This window comes from Arthrobacter pascens, assembly GCF_030815585.1.
Lineage (GTDB): Bacteria > Actinomycetota > Actinomycetes > Actinomycetales > Micrococcaceae > Arthrobacter > Arthrobacter pascens_A.
Genome location: NZ_JAUSWY010000001.1, coordinates 2,100,518 through 2,118,664 on the forward strand (window position 1 = coordinate 2,100,518; position 18,147 = coordinate 2,118,664).

Genomic DNA, 18,147 nt, shown 5'->3' on the forward strand with positions numbered 1-18,147 from the left:
TATCCAACAGAATCCTCTATTTGACAGGTCGTCATATGCGCATAACATCGGATCTATCACCAGCCTGTTCACGCTAACAACCGTTACGAGTCCCTTTATTTGACATGGAGCTAAGACAATGACGCCGCGAAATTTTGACCGCCGATACGTTCGCGGTGGAGCTGGTGCCTCCGCTGCAGGTCTGGTAGCTACTTCCGTCGCCGGCGGGGCATCACCAGCCACAGCTGCTGCCAATGCCACCGAAGGCGCCGTGCAGGCCTTGCCAACGGCAGCCGGGTGGGACACACAGGCTCTGCTGCAAAAGTTGATGGACATGCGCTTCGGCATGTTCAACCACTTCAACCTCGGCACCTTCACCAACGAAGAGTGGGCCGCCCCCAACCAGAAGCCCGCGGTCTTCGCACCGCCGTCCGTCGACACCGACCAGTGGGCGGATGCCGCCCTCGCGGCAGGCATGAGCTACGGCGTCCTCACCACCAAGCACCACGATGGATTCGCACTCTGGCCCACCAAGTACGGCACCCAGAACGTCATGAACTCGGGATACAAGCGCGACGTCGTCAAACAGTACGTCGACTCGTTCCGCTCCCGCGGTCTTAAGGTGGGCTTCTACTTCTCCATCTGGGACCGAACGTATCCTGTGCAGGCCACTGGCGGATACCATGTGAGCGACCCCGGCGCGGGTGTCAACCCGCTCCAGATCGAATATGTGCTGAACCAGCTCACTGAACTGCTCACCGGCTACGGCGAGATCGAGGTGCTGATGCTGGATGGCTACGCCTGGAAGATGGGCAACCAGCAGGTTCCGATGCAGCGGGTACGCGACCTGGTGAAATCTTTCCAGCCCAATTGCGTCATTATCGACATCTGCGCGGTCCTCACCCCCTGGCTGGCCGACGCGATCTTCTGGGAGGAACCGTTCGGGATCACCGCGCCAGCCGGCAACACATGGGCGGGACTGCAGGGCCAGACCATCAGTAACGGCTGGTTCTGGCACCCGTCCACTCCCACCGCACCGCTGATGTCCAAGGACGCCATCATCACCCACCTCACCCAGCTCGAAGCGAGATGGACATCGTTTATCCTCAACTGCGCTCCCAACCGGAACGGCAAGTTGGATCCCAACGTGGTGACCCGGCTTGCCGAAGTCGGCGCGGACTGGTCACCTAACCGGCAGCGCGGTCCACTGCCGACACAACCACTCCGTGCCGAACACCTGATTACACCGGTCGCCGCCTACGCTTCCGCGTTCCGTGACCCCGAACCCCCATACTTCGCGATCGACGGACGTGCCGACAATAAACTTCAGACCTGCTGGTCGACCTGGCCCGGCACCGGCGAGCTCGCGACGCCGGCGTCGATAACGCTGGATCTGGGCGGGGTCTACAACAATGTGACGACTTTGGAGTACCTTCCGAAGCAGTGGTCCCGCCAGAACGGGACCGACGGCGATGTAACCTCTTTCGAAGTCTCGACCAGTGCCGACGGGGTGAGCTTCACGACGGTCGTGTCCGGCGCCTGGGCCACCGGCCCCACCCCGAAGCTGGTCGAGTGGGCCCCGGTCACCGCCGGGTTCATCCGATTCACCGCAAAGGCTGGCTCTGGCGGCTACACCAACGTTGCCGGCCTCCGGGTCGGCAGCCGCACCGCAAAGCCCATGCGACAGTCGTTCGCCGTCGCGACTAACCGCGCCTACAAGCTCATCAACGCCACCAGCGGCAAGGCCCTGACCGTCCTCAACGGTTCCACGGCAAACAGAGCAGCCGTTGTCCTGGCCCCCGACACCAACGCAGCCAACCAGCGCTGGACACTGACCACCGACGTCGACGGCTTCTACAAGCTAAAGGACGCCAACAGCGGAAGGCTCCTCGAGATCGGTTTCCGCTCACGAGAGATCGGCGCGAAGGCAGCGATCTGGTCGGACGCCGGCGTCTTGCAGCAGCAATGGGCGGTGACACCCGTTGGCAAGGGGAATGGTAGCCCTCACCAACCGCTTCTCGACCTATGCACTTGGCCTGACCGCCGCAGCGACGACCGACGGAACCAGCACGGAGCAACAGCTCTACCGAGGCTCCGCCCACCAGCAATGGTCACTCATCGACGTCACGGTCAAATAACTCGACCTCATCCCGCCGGTTCCGAACTCTACCAACGTACGTGGAGTGGACGATCCTGGCGTTCCGGGAGCATCTGCCCGGTGGCCGGTTCCTTGGCCAGCTGGTTACGCCCTGGTCAGGCGGGCTGCCCCGGCTATCGCGGAGCTGCCAAGATCACTCTTCCTGAGCGCCTGCTGAGCTTGGAGGGCATCGGCCCAAGCGTCGGTGGTGCTAACAGCGGCCCAGTTTGAGTTCAACAGTGTGAGCAGGGTTGTGTGTACTGTCTTTGCGTCGGCGGAACCTGCCTCGTTGGCGAGGTTGATGGCTCCTGTGGCATCCGAGAGGACTTCGGTGACGAAGCCTAAGGACTCCGCTTCAACGGCAGAAGCAAGGACGCAGTTGTTGGTCATGTAGCCGACGAGGGTGACGGTATCGATGTCCTGCTGGCGCAGCCACTCAGTGAGGTTGGTGTCCGCGTAGACGGAGCCGTATTGCTTGACGACGCCGTTCCACGCATCGGTTCTGCGGCGTTCGATCTCAGGGTGAAGTTCAAATTCCGGTGTGCCAGGCGCAAAAAGCGCAGCGCCCTCACCTGCACTGTGTTGTACGGCCACAATAGGGATACCGGCGGCGGCCGCGGCGTCGACAGCTCGCGCGATCATCTGCAGGGACTCCTGATGCCGCGGGTACTGGATCTCCAGAGGTCCGTTGAAGTATTGCTGCTGCACGTCGATGAGGATAAGGGCGCGACGAGGGGTGCTCATGATGTTCTCCAGATAGTGATTGCTGGCCGCCGAGTGGCAACCATTCCATCATTCGCCCCACGGGTAACGATCGCCAGTGGCACGAAGGCCCGTATACGATGGATCCGGGCCAAACGTAGAGAGGAAACGGATGCGCATCGCGGTGTACGCCTTCCACGGAGTGACGATGTTCCACCTCGCCGTCCCCCAGATGGTTTTCGACGAGGTCACGCGCCAGGGACTTGCTGAATGGACGACTGTTCTCTTCTCCGAGCAGGCCGGCCAGGTTCGAACTACGGAGGGCTACCAATTGGGAGAGGTCCAGGGCCCGGAAGCCACCGAAGAGGCGGACGTCGTCGTGGTGCCCTCGTGGTTCGACGACGGCCGCTCTCCCAGCGAATCACTGCGGCGGCTGCTTCAGGAAGCACACCAGCGGGGTGTGACAATCCTGGGACTCTGTCTTGGCTCTATCCCCGTTGCCGATGCCGGTCTACTTTCCGGGCGTCGGGCGGTCACGCACTGGCAAGCATTCGAATCCTTCGCTGACCGGCACCCTGACGTTTTCCTGGACCAAACCGTGCTGTATATCGATCATGGTGATGTTTTGACCTCGGCCGGCACAGCTTCGGCACTGGATGCCTGCCTGCACCTCGTGCGGGGCCGTCTTGGGGCGGACGCGGCGAACCAGGTAGCCCGTAGTCTGGTCATCGCCCCGCACAGGGAGGGTGGACAGGCGCAGTACATCGAACACCCAGTTCCGCCGCGCTCCACAGATGACCCGATCGCACGCTTGCTCGAATGGGTGTTGGGCCGCCTGGGCGAACCCCTCAGCATTGACCGTCTCGCCGCTCAAGCGCACATGAGCCGACGGACCTTCGTCCGCGCCTTCCGGGCAACGACAGGGACAACACCGTCGGCCTGGGTCCGCACCCGGCGGTTGGACGCTGCCCGACGGCTGCTCGAAACCACAGATTTATCCGTTGATCAGGTTGCCGCTGACTGCGGCTTCGGCAGCGCTGTCACCCTGCGACAAAACTTCGCAACCACCTTTTCCACCACCCCAACCGAATACAGACGCCACTTCGATACCAGATTCACGCCTGGGACCTCACGCTGATTCACTTGGATTCCCCTGCAACTGCCGAGATTTTCTTTCCTTCAGAAGTCGTTTCTCGTTTGCGGGCGTAGGCACGGTTCGCCCGCTGCCTGGCGCCGCACCGAGTGGAGCACCACTGCCGCCTCGCATGGGTTCTGACCATAAACCGGTCACACGGTTCGGCCGCACATAGCGCGATTCGATGCGCGTCGGGCCCGTCAATAGCGCAGCCGCATCCTCCCCGATCTGAGCTATCGCGTAAGCGACGATTTGCGTCAATGGATGGGCCGCCGCCACCCGGCGCGGTCCTTCGTCCGGCGTATAGCGCAGCAGCGCGGCGCTGGGCACGGCGGTCAGGGCTCGATTGATCGCTTCCACTGACTCAGGATCGGGTGCGACGCCCTCAGTATGCGGCATCAGCACCGATGCATCCATGGTGCCAAACCAGTACCAGAGGGAATCAACGGCAAATCGCTGCGAACCAGGCCGTGTCATACACTCGAAGAACGATAGTTATCGGCGTTCAAAGATTGACCGGGATGGGCTCCGAGGAGCCAATCCTGGGCGGCCCGTCTAGCGCGGCGAAGAAGGGCGGCCGCGCGGACGTGTCGCCACCTTCTGGACCTGCTGGCCCCGCGGCAACGAATCGCGACCATGCGATTTCAGAGATCGTCTTCGGGTCGGGCGGCGAGGATCCGATTGGCGCTGACCTGCAGGATGCCGAGCGACTCCTGGATCAGGGGTGATGCGATGCTGCCCCTGCGCACCGCAGCGACAATACGGCGCGCGGGCTTCCCCTTGCCAGTAATGCGCAGTCGAACCACGTTTTCGGCACTACGCAGGGGCGCCAGTCGCGGCAGCAGGCCCACGCCCAGCCCCGCACCAACGAACGCGATCTGGGTTTCCCATTCAACGGCCTCATGGGCAATCCGCGGCGTCACCCCGACTGCCGTGAACGCCGCGGTGAATAGGGAATGGTAGGTGGAACCGGCGGCCTCGGTGATCCAGGGTTCCGACGCCAGCTCTTCGAGCGTCACCGTTTCCCGCGATGCCAACGGATGGTCGGAGGGAATGATCACGTCCAAGGGATCGTCGAGCAGAACGGTCTGCTCGAAGCGCGGATCGTCCTCAACATAGGTGTCGGACTGCATGGCGACGATGACCGCGAGGTCGATTCGCTCGGCAACCAACAAGTCGAAGCAGCGGGCCGGGTTGGCCTCGAGTACCTGCACCTCCAGCAGGGGGCGTGTCGAGCGCAGGGTGGCGGCCAGCGGCGCGAGCAACTGGGCGGCCGCAGTGGAGAATCCGCCGAGGCCAAAATGGGACTGGACCTGGTCGCCGGCCTCCATGGCTGCGGCGCGCAGGCTCTCCCATTCGGCAATGAGGGTGTCCGAGCCCGCCACGAGAAAGCGGCCCGTGGCGGTCAGCCGCACACCCCGGCCGTCCTTCGTCAGCAGCTGCATTCCAAGCACTCGCTGGAGCTCCCGCAACTGCGCGGAGATGGCGGAGGGAGAATAACCTGTGAGCTCCGCAGTTGCGCCTATGGTGCCGCACCGGGCAAACACCCGAAGTGTGATGAGCCTTGCATCGATCATGCACCTATTGTGCATGGTTATCTTCTAAATGTTGCGCTTTTGTTGCAGTTCAATCGTCCCTAATCTCATGACTAGAAGGTTTTCGACAACGCCGCTAGCACACACACCCGTGGTCGCCACGAATCGCTCACTTACCCACGCCTCCCGGGAGGAATTACATGTCCGCTCCAGTCTTGCCCCTCAATTCACGCGGAAGACTCGCTTCATCATTGCCTGCCGAGCAGCTGGCGGAAATCACCGAGTTGTTCGATTTCCGGCGCGTGGGATATTCCCTCGATGCCCCCTTCTACACGGATCCGACGATTTTCAACATCGACATGCAGGCCATTTTTGGCCAGCACTGGATCTTTGCCGCCAGCATCGCCGAGCTCCCGGAGCCGGGCGACTACGTCACCGTCGACTACGGGCCCTACTCCCTGATCGTGCTTCGCAACGACGACGGCGGCGTGAACGTCCTGCACAACGTGTGCCGCCACCGCGGCGCCCGGGTCCTGACCGAACCCGCGGGGTCAACAGGAAACCTGGTTTGCGGCTACCACTCTTGGACCTACTCCCCGGAAGGCAACCTGATCCACGCCTCGGCACCGGGCGAGACGAAGTTCGACAAGGGCTGCTTCGGCCTCAAGCGCGCCCACAGCCGCGTTGTGGCCGGACTCATCTTCGTCTGCATTGCGGACGAACCGCCGGCGGATTTTGACGAAACCGCCAAGATCTTCGAGCCTTACCTCGCGCCCCACGATCTGTCGAAGACGAAAATCGCCTACCAGCAGAACATCGTCGAGGAGGGCAACTGGAAGCTCGTCATGGAGAACAACCGTGAATGCTACCACTGCGACGGCCACCCGGAGCTCGCCTGTTCCCTCTTTCCCACCTGGGGCCTGACGGAGGGCCTGATCCCGGCCCATCTCGAGGAAGTGTGGGACCGCAACAAGGAAGCACAGTCCTCGCTCGAGGAGCGTTGCCGCCGCTATGGCCTTCCCTACGAGGTCGTCGAGGAGCTTGACACGCGCATCGCCGGAATCCGCATCTCACGGGAATCGCTCGACGGTGACGGCGAATCGTTTTCGCCCGATGGGCACAGGCTCTCCAAGAAGCTGCTCGGCGACTTGCGGGACTTCCGCCTTGGCCGCTGCTCGATGCACCTGCAGCCCAACAGCTGGTTCCACTTCCAGAGCGACCACGTCATCACGTTCGGCGTTTTCCCCATCAACGAACATCAGACACTGGTACGCACCACGTGGCTGGTGGCGGACGACGCCGTGGAAGGCGTCGACTACGACCTGGAAAAGCTCACCTACACCTGGAAGCAGACCAACCTGCAGGACAAGGCGTTCGTGGAGCTGTGCCAGAGGGGCGCCAGCAGCCCTGCCTACGAGCCCGGTCCGTACATGAAGAGCGAATACCAGGTCGAGGCGTTCATCAACTGGTACGTCCAGCGCGTGCAGGAGCACTTGGCATGATTGAAGTCCCCACCGAGACGGCAATCCAGGAACCACAGCGCATTCGCGGTCTTGAGATGCCGTGGAACAGGGTGATGGGCAGCACCGGGGGGCCCGCCCGCGCCGCCCACGCACTGGGCCCCTGGCATCCGCAGGAGTTCATGGCGGAATGTGTGGAGACCGTTCCCGAGGTGGGCGGCATGATGACCTTCGTGTTCCGCCGCTCCGACGGTGCGCCCCTGGCGTTCCGTGCGGGCCAGTACGTGAACATCGCCTTTCCCGTGAACGGCGAGGACCAGGATCCGGTGGACCGCAGCTACTCGCTGTCCAGTTCGCCCACGCAGCCGTGGACCTTCAACATCACCGTCAAACGCGACGCCACTGGACTTGTCTCACCGTGGGTGCATGAGAACGTGAAACCTGGCACCGTCCTGGAAATGCTGGGACCGGTCGGGGCATTCCACCTGCCCGATGCCGACCGCCGGGCACGGTACCTTTTGCTGGCCGCCGGCGCAGGCATCACCCCCATCATGTCGATGGTGCGGACCATCCACTCCCTGCCCGGACAGGCCGATGTTGTGGTCCTATACCACGGAGCGGAGGCCGGAGGCTATGCCTTCCACCAGGAGCTGGCCTACATCGCCTCAGTGGACTCGCGAGTCAAGGTCTTCTACTCCCTGGGCGACCGCAGCAAACCCGAGGGGTGGGAATGGCTCACCGGAAGGCTGACGGCGGCCATGCTCGACGAGGTTGCCCCCGATGCCAACGGCCGCCAGGTCTATGCCTGCGGCCCCGAGGGCTACCTGAACACCGCCACCGAACTCCTGGGGAAGGTGGGCGTCGACGACACCTCCATCCACATGGAATTCTTCACGGGCGACCGCCAGACGATCCTTGAATACCAGGCGGAGCTCGCGCTTGCAGCCGACATCGCAGAAGAAATCGCCGAGGAAATCGCCGATTCCGCCGAAGACTACTATGAAAGCCAGCCCACCGCGTTCGGGCTCTACGAGCCAGGCTACGACGCCGAGGGAACCCTGAAGGCCGCGGGGCTGCCGCTGGAAACCGTCGACCCGGATGCGCTCGGCCCCGCAGCCCCCGACGGCAGCTCGGAGGTGGGGCCGGAGGCCGGGTCACCCGATGCCTCGAGCTTCGACACAGTCGGAACGGGAAGCCTCACCCTGTCCTTCATGCGCACCGGCATCAATGTGCGCATCGACCCCGCCGAACACATCCTCGGGGTGGCCCAGCGTGCGGGCGTCAGGATCGGCGCGAACTGCAAGGAAGGCATGTGCGGCTCCTGCAAGGTCGTCAAGCTTTCCGGGGAGGTCGAGATGAACCACCAGGGCGGGATCCGGGCACGGGAAATCGATGCAGGCAAGTTCCTGCCCTGCTGCTCCACCGCGCGGACCGATTTGGTGATCGATGCCTAGCCGCTTCCAGCTGCTCTAGGCCTGACAGCATCAGGGATTGTTTTAGACGCACCACCGGCTCGAGGGCATGTGCGGTCAAGATGCCGGCCACCAAACCCCCATCCAGCGCCTATACAAGCGGCGTTAGTCGGGAACTGCGGGTTCCGCACAGTGGCTCTCACCTGAAGACCATCCTGTTCTCTGCGACCCGGGCCGACAACGTACTGCACACGTCAAAAGTTCCTATTGGTCCCCGCATGAGCCCCAATCCTCGCAAGTTTTGTCATACGTGTCACATTCTCTTGTCACTACACATGACAAGCTTTCTAGGCTGGAGGAGTACGCCCTTCACCGAGCCAAGGACACCCGATGCCACATTCGTCAGATTCCGCCACCGTTCCCAACGACGCCCACAGCCCGCCCGGCAAGAACGCAACCGTGCCAGCCAAGGCCAGCCTTCTCTCCAACCTCGGCGCCGACCTCCCGGCATCCCTCGTGGTCTTCCTTGTCGCGCTGCCTCTCTCGCTCGGCATTGCCGCCGCTTCGGGAGCGCCGGTCATGGCAGGCCTCATCGCGGCGGCCGTCGGAGGCATCGTCGCTGGCAGTTTGGGCGGCTCCGTATTGCAGGTGAGCGGTCCAGCTGCCGGCCTGACCGTCGTCGTTGCCGGTCTGGTGGACGAGTTCGGCTGGCAGGTGACATGCGCGATCACCGCTGCAGCCGGTCTCATGCAGCTGTTGCTGGGCATCAGCCGCGTTGGGCGGGCCGCGCTGGCCGTGTCGCCGGTGGTCGTCAAGGCCATGCTCGCCGGTATCGGCATCACAATCATCCTGCAGCAGTTGCACGTGCTGTTCGGCGGCCATGCTGCTGGTTCCGCCGTCGAGAACCTGACAGGCCTTCCAACAGCCATCATCAACGTGGAACTGCATTCCGCCCTGCTCGGTTTGGCGGTTGTCGCCGTCCTCCTTGGCTGGAAGTACCTGCCGACCGCGGTACGTAAAATTCCGGGGCCGCTGGCGGCCGTGGTCGCGGTTACTGCGCTGTCCGTGCCAGTAGCGCCCGACGTCGAACGCATCAGCTTCAGCGGTTCGCTGTTCGAAGCAGTTGCCTTGCCCAGCTTGCCTGACGGTAACTGGCGTGCCGCTGCCATGGCAGTCATTACCATGGCCCTGATCGCGAGCATCGAATCGCTGTTGTCCGCCGTTGCCGTGGACAAGATGCATTCGGGTGCGCGCACCAACCTTAACCGCGAGCTCGTGGGACAAGGATCAGCCAACATCGTTTCCGGCATGCTCGGCGGCCTCCCGGTGACCGGAGTGATTGTCCGCAGCGCCACCAACGTCGAAGCCGGCGCTGCGAGCCGGGCGTCCGCCATAATGCACGGCGTCTGGGTCCTGGTGTTCTCGGCCCTGTTCGCCGGCCTCATCCAGCTGATTCCGATGTCAGTGCTGGCGGGCCTGTTGCTGGTCATCGGCGCGAAGCTCATCAAAATCGCCGACATCAAAACCAGCCTGCGCACCGGCGACCTCCTCGTCTACGTCGTCACCCTGGCTTGTGTCGTCGTACTCAACCTGCTCGAAGGTGTCATCATCGGCCTGGCACTCGCGGCCCTTTGCGTGCTGTGGCGCGTGCTCCGGGCACAGATCCACGCGCACGCACCCTCAACTGACTCCCTACCCTGGCGGGTCACCATCGCCGGGTCCTGCAGCTTCTTCGCCCTGCCCCGACTCAATCGCGTGCTCCATTCCGTGCCAGAAGGCCAAGACGTTGTTGTCGACCTCAATGCCGACTACCTCGATCACGCCTTCCGCGAGGCCCTGGTCGCCTGGCAGACGCAGCATCGGAATACTGGCGCCTCCGTGACTCTCGAGGAGCACGGAACTACCGCCTTCCGCGATGCCGCTGACAACACACCGCAGCGGCAGGACCCCCGCGAGTTCCCGCTGCCGCCCCGGACTTCCTGGCAACCGTCACCTCCGAACGGTGCTCACCACGCAGAGGACGACGGCGGGCCGCCGCCTCTGCGGTCAATCCTCCTGGGCATCGACAAATACCATCGGCGGTACGCGGACAAGGTGCGACCGCTGGTGCAGGACCTCACGGAAGGTCAGAATCCAGACACACTGTTCGTCGCCTGCGTGGACTCGCGGGTCAATCCGAACCTCATCACCAGCAGTGGCCCCGGCGACCTCCTGACACTGCGGAATATCGGCAACGTGGTGTGCAGCGATGGACAGGATGCCTCGATTGATTCGGCACTGTCCTTCGCAGTCAAGGGCTTGTCCGTGGACTCGATCGTGGTCTGCGGACACTCCAACTGTGGCGCGATGAAGGCTGTTATTGCCGACGCAGAAGGTGCCTCCAATGCCGCCCTGGGCCGCGGGTTTGATGCTTGGCTGGAGCACGCAAGGCCGAGCCATCGCGAGCTCCTTGCCGGTCACCCTGTGGCGTTGGCTGCTGAAGCCGAGGGGTACAGCCGCCTCGACCAGCTGAGCATGGTGAATGTCGCCCTCCAGCTCCGGAAGCTGGAAGAGCACCCAGTCACTGGTCCCGCACTGGCTTCGGGTCACCTGCAGGCCATTGGTCTGTTCTACGACATCCCCACGGCCCGGGTAGTCTTCGTGACTCCGGAGGGCATTGAGCAGCTCGATCCAAGCATGACGGTTCGCTAGCGCTGTGCTGACACGGGACACATCAGTTACATGAGCAGGAAACGCTGCCTAGCGGGGTGGTGCAACCCCTAACTGGGCACAGTTTGCCCTAAATCTCCAAGAAATTCCTGGATTCCGTTAGCTGTTGGGCGCGCCCTGGAGACGCGTCCAACAGCTAAGGCAACAGACCGCACCAAGCGTCAGAGGGACGCCACCACAAGCTTTGTCCACACGTTAAACCAAAACCCCTCGGACGAGGGATCTGCTGTGCCCGAGGTGGGACTCGAACTGCCGTAGTCGGCCTGGCTAATGGCACAGTGGGTTGTGCCCGGTTGAATGCCGCTTTGCATTCGTGACCTGGGAATCGTCGCGCGCAAAGATTACGCCTCGGTCCCCCTCAAGCGCACTTTGCACAAGTGCAGTGACGTGGACCGTGACGTCACTAACTGACCCAATCCAGCCTTCTCGCAGTAGTTCGATGAACCCGGTGTTACTTAGCTCAGAACGGCGCGATCGGGCTGGCCCCGAACCCGAGATTTGGCCAGGTTATGTCCACAGACAATCAACTTTCCGTGATTGGGCGAAACGCGACTCCGCTATTGGATAATGAAAGGGCGGATGCCGCACCAATAAAGAGGGGCGCGGTCTGCGGCATCCGCCCCTTCCCTATGCCCAGTCGCCGATTTGTTCCGCGACCGGGGGGCTATGGGCGACATTTCTTCGCAGGCGGCCCATTCAATGGCCGCAGTTACTCGTGAGGAGGCGATCATTTGCGCTGGCAAGAGCAACAGTACACTCGCCATGTGAACGTTCTCAATGGTCCGTTGTGTCTCACTGAAAAATATCAGCCGGGCATTTTTGTGAAAGCGCGCGCTCTGGACACCAGACTCTCACGGGCCTAATATCAGGACCGCGAGGGGTCGCGGTCGTTCTTTTCGATGAAGAAGGGCGACAAACATGTTCAACAGATCAACAACCAAGCGCGTCAGGCTCACGTTTACGGGAGGCGCGATCACGGCTGGTGCGTTGGCCGTGACGATGGTGGTCGGCGCCGCGTCGGCGACTGCGTTGCCTGATTTGCAACCCGGTCCGGAGCCGACGATTCATACGCAGGAGGCATTCGCACCGGAGGATGACTTCACTGCGAAGTGGACCCGGGCGGATGCTCGACAGCTTATGCGGCTGAGCGACCCGGATGCGCCGTCGCGGGAGAACTCGATGCCAGCCGAGTTGACGATGCCCACGGTGCCACAGGACTTTCCGGACATGTCGAACGGGCAGGTCTGGGTGTGGGACACCTGGCCGCTGACCGATGAGGACGGCAACCAGTACAGCGTCAATGGCCAGGAAATCATCTTCTCGCTCGTCGCCGATCGCAGCCTCGGATTCGATGACCGGCACGTGTTCGCGAAGATCGGCTACTTCTACCGTCCCGCCGGCATCCCCGCCGAGGAGCGGCCCGAGAACGGCGGTTGGACTTACGGTGGGCTGGTGTTCAAGGAGGGTGTGACTGGTCAGATTTTCCCGGATCAATCCTATAGCCACCAGACTCAGTGGTCGGGTTCGGCGCGCATCTTCAAGGGCGGCGAGATCAAGCTCTTCTTCACCGACGTCGCGTTCTACCGCAACCCCGACGGCAGCAACCGCAAGCCGTACGACCCGCGCATCGCGCTTAGCGTCGGCAAGGTGCACGCGAACAAGGAGAAGGTGTTCTTCACCGGATTCGACACAGTGACGAGCCTGCTGCAGGCCGACGGCACGTATTACCAGACCGGCGAGCAGAACGAGTTCTTCAACTTCCGCGACCCGTTCACCTTCGAGGACCCGGCGCACCCGGGTGAGACTTACATGGTGTTCGAGGGCAATTCGGCGATGGCGCGCAACGAGGCCCAGTGCAATGAGGCGGACCTCGGCTACCGCGAGGGCGATCCTCATGCCGAGACGGTCGAGCAAGTCAACGCCTCGGGAGCGCCCTTCATGATCGGCAACATCGGTCTTGCGAAGGCGAAGAACAAGGAGCTCACCGAGTGGGAGTTTCTACCACCCATCCTCTCGGCGAACTGCGTGACAGACCAGACCGAGCGCCCGCAGTTCGTGTTCAAGGACGGCAAGTCCTATTTGTTCACGATCAGCCACCGCAGCACCTTTGCGGCCGGCCTCGACGGGCCTGAGGGTGTCTACGGCTTCGTAGGTGACGGCATCCGCAGCGACTTCCAGCCCCTCAACGGCGGGTCGGGTCTCGCGCTCGGCAACCCGACGAACCTCAATTTCTCGGGCGGCGAGCCGTTCGCACCTGACTTCAACCAGCACCCCGGCCACTTCCAGGCGTACTCGCACTACGTGATGCCCGGCGGCCTGGTGCAGTCATTCATCGACACGATCGGGACGCACGACAACTTCGTGCGGGGCGGCACGCTCGGGCCGACTGTGAAGATGGACATCGGCGTCGGAGGCGATCCGACCAGCACCGCCGTGGATTACACCTACGGCGACGGCGGACTCGGCGGATGGGCCGACATTCCCGCCAACCTCAACGTCAATAATGGAGGCAAGATCAAGTAACATTCCTGGCGCGACAGTAGTCCGGAGTCGCAGCCAACTTTCAACGCCTGAACAAGACCGGCCAAAGAACCGGTGGCAGGGATTGTTTCCTGCCGCCGGTTCTCCTTGTATTCCGTCGAAGAGTGCCATGAGCCGGCTGAGTTGGTGGTTTCTGGCGGAGAGCGGCGCCTTTGCACGCATCACGCTGATCGGTGGACATGAAATTGAGGTTTCTTCCGCAGATCCGACGTGAAGTATTCGGAGACATTGCAGATCAAGACCATTGCGGACTCGATTATCAGTGTTATCGAAATGGCCCACAATCAGTCATTGGGCTATGGCGGTGGTGGGATGGTGCCCGCGACCTCCCAATCTCAGGGTGGACTAGAAAGAACACGGCCATAAGCGAGTTGGAGAGCAACTAGCCCAGCCACCCCGGCTATGCAACGCTCTGGCTCGAGCGCGAGGCCACGGGTTGGCTACCCCTTTCCCCGTTCCGGATCCGGGAAATCTAGGAACCTTCAGTCGTCCCGACGTGGGAATCGATTGCCGACTCTTCTGCTGAATCCTCCCACCACCACCCTTCCCAGGCTGAGGAGGTGATTTGCCAGGGCCGCAAACAATCCTCCGATGTGGGGCCTGTGAGGTTGCCGTTACCGTGCGCCGGATGGAGCGGGGTGCCTATGTCGTTTCGGATGATCCTGTTCATGCCACCTCCTTTCTGAAGTGATTTCGGGTTTGGAAGCTGCAGACCGTCGTCTTTTTCTGAACCGTATTGATGCGTTTGCATGAGGTGCTAATCTCCGTGTCCGGCAGGGCGTGGCCGAAAGTGGGGCGGCGCGATCGACAGTTCGTAGCCGCCGGCCTTTTCAATCATGGTTCTGCCGTTGATTCCGTCCGCAGCTATCCACGCAATGTCCCCTAACGCGGTGGCGTTGTCCACAACGCCGATGCCCAGGAGCAGCCCGTGCCGGCGGATTTCCACCAGCACGCCGATCAGCAGCTGCCATTCCTGACAGGGAGATGTCGGGGCAGCCACGTGACCGTGTGGCCACACGACGACCGGCAAGCCATCCATTAAGAGAGGATGGCTGGAGATCTGCGGATCCTGCGTCATCGGATCAAGGTCCTTTCGTGGCATCCGGAGTCATCGTGACAGGAGCAACGCTTCGCCTTGGCCACCTCCGCCGCACAGCGCTACGGCGGCCTTGCCGGTACCGCGGCGCTGGAGCTCATGGACGGCAGCCACCACCACACGTGCTCCGGAAGCGCCAATGGGATGGCCGAGGGCGATGGCTCCGCCGTTGACGTTGACTCGGTCCATACCGATCCCCAGCTGCGCGGCTGAGTGGACGGAGACTGAGGCAAACGCCTCATTGATCTCCACGAAGTCCAGATCGCCAACGCTCCAGCCGGCCGTCCCCAGTGCCTTGCCGATGGCATGAGCCGGTTTGTCGGGCAGCGTGGTGTCCTGACCCGCCGTCTGTCCATGGGCGTGGAGCACCGCCATAATCTCCAGGCCGTGCGCCTCCGCATAGCCGCGGGTTGTCAGGACGACGGCGGCTGCACCGTCGTTCAGGGGCGAGGCATTGCCTGCGGTAACAGTGCCGGTTGGGGAGAACGCTGGCCTGAGCTTGGCCAGGGATTCTTCGTTGCTGTCCGCCCGCACACCCTCGTCAGTGTTTGCCAGCTGGGCTGCGCCGCGGCGCCGCGGCACCTTGATGGGGACAATCTCAGCATCGAAGATCCCCCCTGCCTGCGCCGCCGCTGCCCGCCGGTGGGAGTCGGCCGCAGCTTTGTCCTGGTGGGCGCGGGTAATTCCCAACGCCTCATTGGCATGGTCCGTGGCAAGGCCCATGGCCTGGTGATCAAAGGCATCGGTGAGGCCGTCGTGCGCTGCTGAGTCGATGAGGGCAGAATCGCCATAGAGGTGCCCGGCCCGCGAGCCCGGAAGCAGGTGCGGGGCGTGGCTCATTGATTCCTGCCCTCCCGCCACCACCACGTCAGCCTCCCCCAGCCGCAAGAGCCGGCTGGCGTCAATGATCGCGCTCAATCCGGACAGGCACACCTTATTCACTGTGACGGCGTGGGCGCCCAGCGGAATGCCCCCTGCCACTGCTGCCTGCCGCGCCGGGTTCTGCCCTGCCCCGGCCTGGAGCACGTGTCCCATGATGACGGCGCCGACCGCGGCGAGGTTGATGCCAGCACGGTCAACTGCCGACGCGATGGCAGCGCCGCCGAGCTCCACGGCGGTCAACGGCGCGAGCTGTCCCATCAGTTTGCCTTGAGGCGTGCGCGCTGCCCCGACGATCACAATGTCAGTGTGGTGCATTTCTTCTCCTATAAATGGACGGGGATGGATGGCCTGGTTTTCGTCCGCCCAGGACCGGCTCCAGGGGCAGGGCTAACCGGCGGCAGGGACAGGTACGCGCAACTCCGGATGGAAGGCGGAGCCCACTTCCCGATCGAGCAGCGGAGTCAGGCCGCCAGTATGGAACGGAAAATTCGCGCCAAGGATCATGCACAGGTCAACCTCTTCTGGTCCCGCGACCACCGATTCGTCCAGCATCACGGTAACTTCCTCGGCCAGGGCCCCCAGGAGGGTGGCGCGGACTTTGCCCGCATCTGTGAGGGTCGTCGGCGGCAGCAAGGCAGCGGCGGAAGGTGAGAGGCCGCCGTCGTGGTCCAAATAGCCGGGGAGCCCGGCAGCCACCAGCATGGTCAAGCTGCGGCTGACACCGAAGCGCTGCGGGTAGGCCTGGTGCATCGTTTCGCAGATGTGCAACTGCACCGCCGGTCCGATGAATTGCAGCAGTGCCAGCGGCGTCATGGGCAGTCCGAGCGGATCCAGGGCGTGGTTGACCACCATGGGATCGCTGCCCTCGTCAATCAGGGCGAGGACCTCATCGAACAGCCGTGTCAGGACGCGGTTCACTACGAAGCCAGCCGTATCCGTGGCCAGTACAGCCGTCTTGCGCAGCCGCTTGGCCAGTTCAAACCCGGTTGCCAGTGTGGTTTCGTCTGTCTGCGGCACAGCGATAATCTCAACCAGCGGAAGCACGGCGACTGGGTTGAAGAAGTGGAAGCCGATCAGCCGTCCAGGCCGGGCCAGGCTGGCGCCCATGGCTTCGATGGACAGCGAGGATGTATTGGTCAGCAGCAGTGTTTCCGGCGGAAGCAGCGGTTCGAGCTCCGCAAAGACTGCGCGCTTGACCTCCAATTGCTCAAAGACCGCTTCAATGACCACGTCGCAATCAGCGAAGGCCGCTTTGTCAGTGCCTCCGGTTATCAGCACGCGAATGGCCTGGGCGTCGGTGGCCGTCAGGTGTCCGCGGTTCACGAGTTTGTCCAGCTGCCCGGCGATCCAGGCCAGCGCGATGTCGATACGGTCTGGGGACAGGTCCGTGATCCGTACAGGAACGCGGAGCTGCTGCGCGAAGACGAGGGCGAGTTGGCTGGCCATCAGTCCGGCCCCAACCACGCCTACAGACCGCACCGGCAAAGGTTGGGCAGCTGGCCTGCCCGCGGGCTTCTTCGCCAGTGACTGCGTGAGGTGGAAGGCGTAAATACTGGCGCGGGCCTCGTCGGAGAGCAACAGCTCGCCGAAGGCCTTGATTTCAGCCAGATCTCGGGCGTTGCCAGCAGTATTGACGGCTGACGCCCCCGCCTGTTTGTTGACGGCGGCCGCCGCCGCGATCAGCTCGAGGGCGCGGTAAGGAGCGGGGGCGGCGCCACGTAGGGGGACATCCAGCTGCCTCCGCACGGCGTCCAAGGCTGCGGATCCATCCATCACAGTCCGGGAAGGCCCGTGCCCTTTGCTGGTCTGTGGCGCCGCCGTCGCCTCTGTCGCCGGTGCCGACATCGCCGTTGCCGCCATCGCCGGTCGGGAGAGGAGGCCGGCAGCAAAATCGAGCGATGCGGGCAGGAACCCGTCCTCCGGCAGGATGACATCAACCAGGCCGAGTTCAGCAGCTCTCCGGGCGGAAAGGTTTTTCCCGGCAAGCGAATCGGTGATCACCAGACGTGCTGTTTCCGTCGCGCCGAGCAAGGCAACGGTGCGTGGGATGCCGCCCCAGCCCGGAACCAAACCCAGGCGGACCTCAGGAAAGCCCATGGCCCGGACTGAGTCCGCGGCAGTGCGGTAGTTGGCGTGCAGAGCCAGTTCCAACCCGCCTCCCAGCGCGGTCCCGTTGATAAACGCGAAGGTGGGCACCGGAAGCGCCGCCAGCCGGCCAAGCGCGTCCAGGCCCCGACGGGCAACATCCTCAGCCTGCTCCGGGCCGGCAGCGTCTGTCATCATCTTCAGGTCGGCACCGTCACAAAAAACGGAGCCCTCTCCGGTCACGGCCACGGCGTCCACTCTGGAGACATCTATGGCGCCCACGGCGGCCTCGAACCAGGCCAGCGACGCCGGGCCCAAGGTTACGGGGCGGTGACTGTTGTTCTCCAGGGTCAGGACGGCAAAGCGGAAACCGGCGTGGTCAACGTAGGTGGTTCGGGTTTCGGTAACGGTTTCTGACACAGGGGTTCCCTTCGCGTAGACAAAACAGGACAGCAGGACCTAAGCCGGGGAGGT

At 63.1% G+C, this 18,147-nt stretch carries 11 protein-coding genes and 1 pseudogene; 6 read left to right on the top strand and 6 right to left on the bottom strand.

The window, feature by feature from the left end; genetic code table 11:
- Positions 1–118: 118 nt before the first annotated feature.
- Positions 119–1,960, top strand: a pseudogene (locus tag QFZ30_RS09820) (alpha-L-fucosidase); the annotation flags it as partial.
- Positions 1,961–2,221: 261 nt separating this feature from the next.
- Here the strand turns inward: QFZ30_RS09820 and QFZ30_RS09825 are convergent.
- On the bottom strand, positions 2,222–2,860 hold the full coding sequence (locus QFZ30_RS09825; protein ID WP_307075709.1) for an isochorismatase family protein: 639 nt from the start codon (positions 2,858–2,860) through the stop codon (positions 2,222–2,224).
- Positions 2,861–2,990: 130 nt separating this feature from the next.
- Between QFZ30_RS09825 and QFZ30_RS09830 the strand changes: the two genes are divergently transcribed.
- On the top strand, positions 2,991–3,956 hold the full coding sequence (locus tag QFZ30_RS09830) for a GlxA family transcriptional regulator (RefSeq protein ID WP_307075711.1): 966 nt from the start codon (positions 2,991–2,993) through the stop codon (positions 3,954–3,956).
- On the opposite strand, the gene QFZ30_RS22115 is transcribed toward QFZ30_RS09830, so the two are convergent.
- Positions 3,948–4,370, bottom strand: a complete 423-nt coding sequence (locus QFZ30_RS22115; RefSeq protein WP_307075713.1) for an ABATE domain-containing protein — start codon at positions 4,368–4,370, stop codon at positions 3,948–3,950. The two genes, QFZ30_RS09830 and QFZ30_RS22115, sit on opposite strands and share 9 nt — an antisense overlap.
- Before the next feature lie 227 nt (positions 4,371–4,597).
- On the bottom strand, positions 4,598–5,530 hold the full coding sequence (locus QFZ30_RS09840; protein ID WP_307075714.1) for a LysR family transcriptional regulator: 933 nt from the start codon (positions 5,528–5,530) through the stop codon (positions 4,598–4,600).
- Positions 5,531–5,688: 158 nt separating this feature from the next.
- Between QFZ30_RS09840 and QFZ30_RS09845 the strand changes: the two genes are divergently transcribed.
- The 4 genes from QFZ30_RS09845 to QFZ30_RS09860 all read left to right on the top strand — a co-directional run bounded on the left by QFZ30_RS09845 (position 5,689) and on the right by QFZ30_RS09860 (position 13,592).
- Positions 5,689–6,990, top strand: coding sequence for an aromatic ring-hydroxylating oxygenase subunit alpha (locus QFZ30_RS09845; protein WP_307075716.1), 1,302 nt, complete (start codon positions 5,689–5,691; stop codon positions 6,988–6,990).
- Complete coding sequence (locus tag QFZ30_RS09850; protein ID WP_307075718.1) at positions 6,987–8,402, top strand: ferredoxin reductase; 1,416 nt, start codon at positions 6,987–6,989, stop codon at positions 8,400–8,402. Before QFZ30_RS09845 ends, QFZ30_RS09850 begins: the two co-directional genes overlap by 4 nt.
- Positions 8,403–8,750: 348 nt before the next feature.
- Positions 8,751–11,051 (top strand): bifunctional SulP family inorganic anion transporter/carbonic anhydrase, encoded by a 2,301-nt coding sequence (locus QFZ30_RS09855; protein WP_307075720.1) that lies wholly within the window; start codon positions 8,751–8,753, stop codon positions 11,049–11,051.
- Positions 11,052–11,987: 936 nt separating this feature from the next.
- Positions 11,988–13,592: a glycoside hydrolase family 68 protein gene (locus QFZ30_RS09860; RefSeq protein WP_307075722.1), complete on the top strand. Its 1,605-nt coding sequence runs from the start codon at positions 11,988–11,990 to the stop codon at positions 13,590–13,592.
- A 775-nt stretch (positions 13,593–14,367) separates the two neighbouring features.
- On the opposite strand, the gene QFZ30_RS09865 is transcribed toward QFZ30_RS09860, so the two are convergent.
- From QFZ30_RS09865 to QFZ30_RS09875, 3 genes are all read right to left on the bottom strand, one after another.
- Positions 14,368–14,649: a hypothetical protein gene (locus QFZ30_RS09865; RefSeq protein ID WP_307075724.1), complete on the bottom strand. Its 282-nt coding sequence runs from the start codon at positions 14,647–14,649 to the stop codon at positions 14,368–14,370.
- A 69-nt stretch (positions 14,650–14,718) separates the two neighbouring features.
- Positions 14,719–15,903: an acetyl-CoA C-acetyltransferase gene (locus tag QFZ30_RS09870; protein ID WP_307075726.1), complete on the bottom strand. Its 1,185-nt coding sequence runs from the start codon at positions 15,901–15,903 to the stop codon at positions 14,719–14,721.
- Positions 15,904–15,975: 72 nt separating this feature from the next.
- Entirely contained in the window at positions 15,976–18,093 is a 2,118-nt protein-coding gene (locus QFZ30_RS09875; RefSeq protein ID WP_307075727.1) for a 3-hydroxyacyl-CoA dehydrogenase NAD-binding domain-containing protein, read from the bottom strand.
- Between the last annotated feature and the right edge of the window lie 54 nt (positions 18,094–18,147).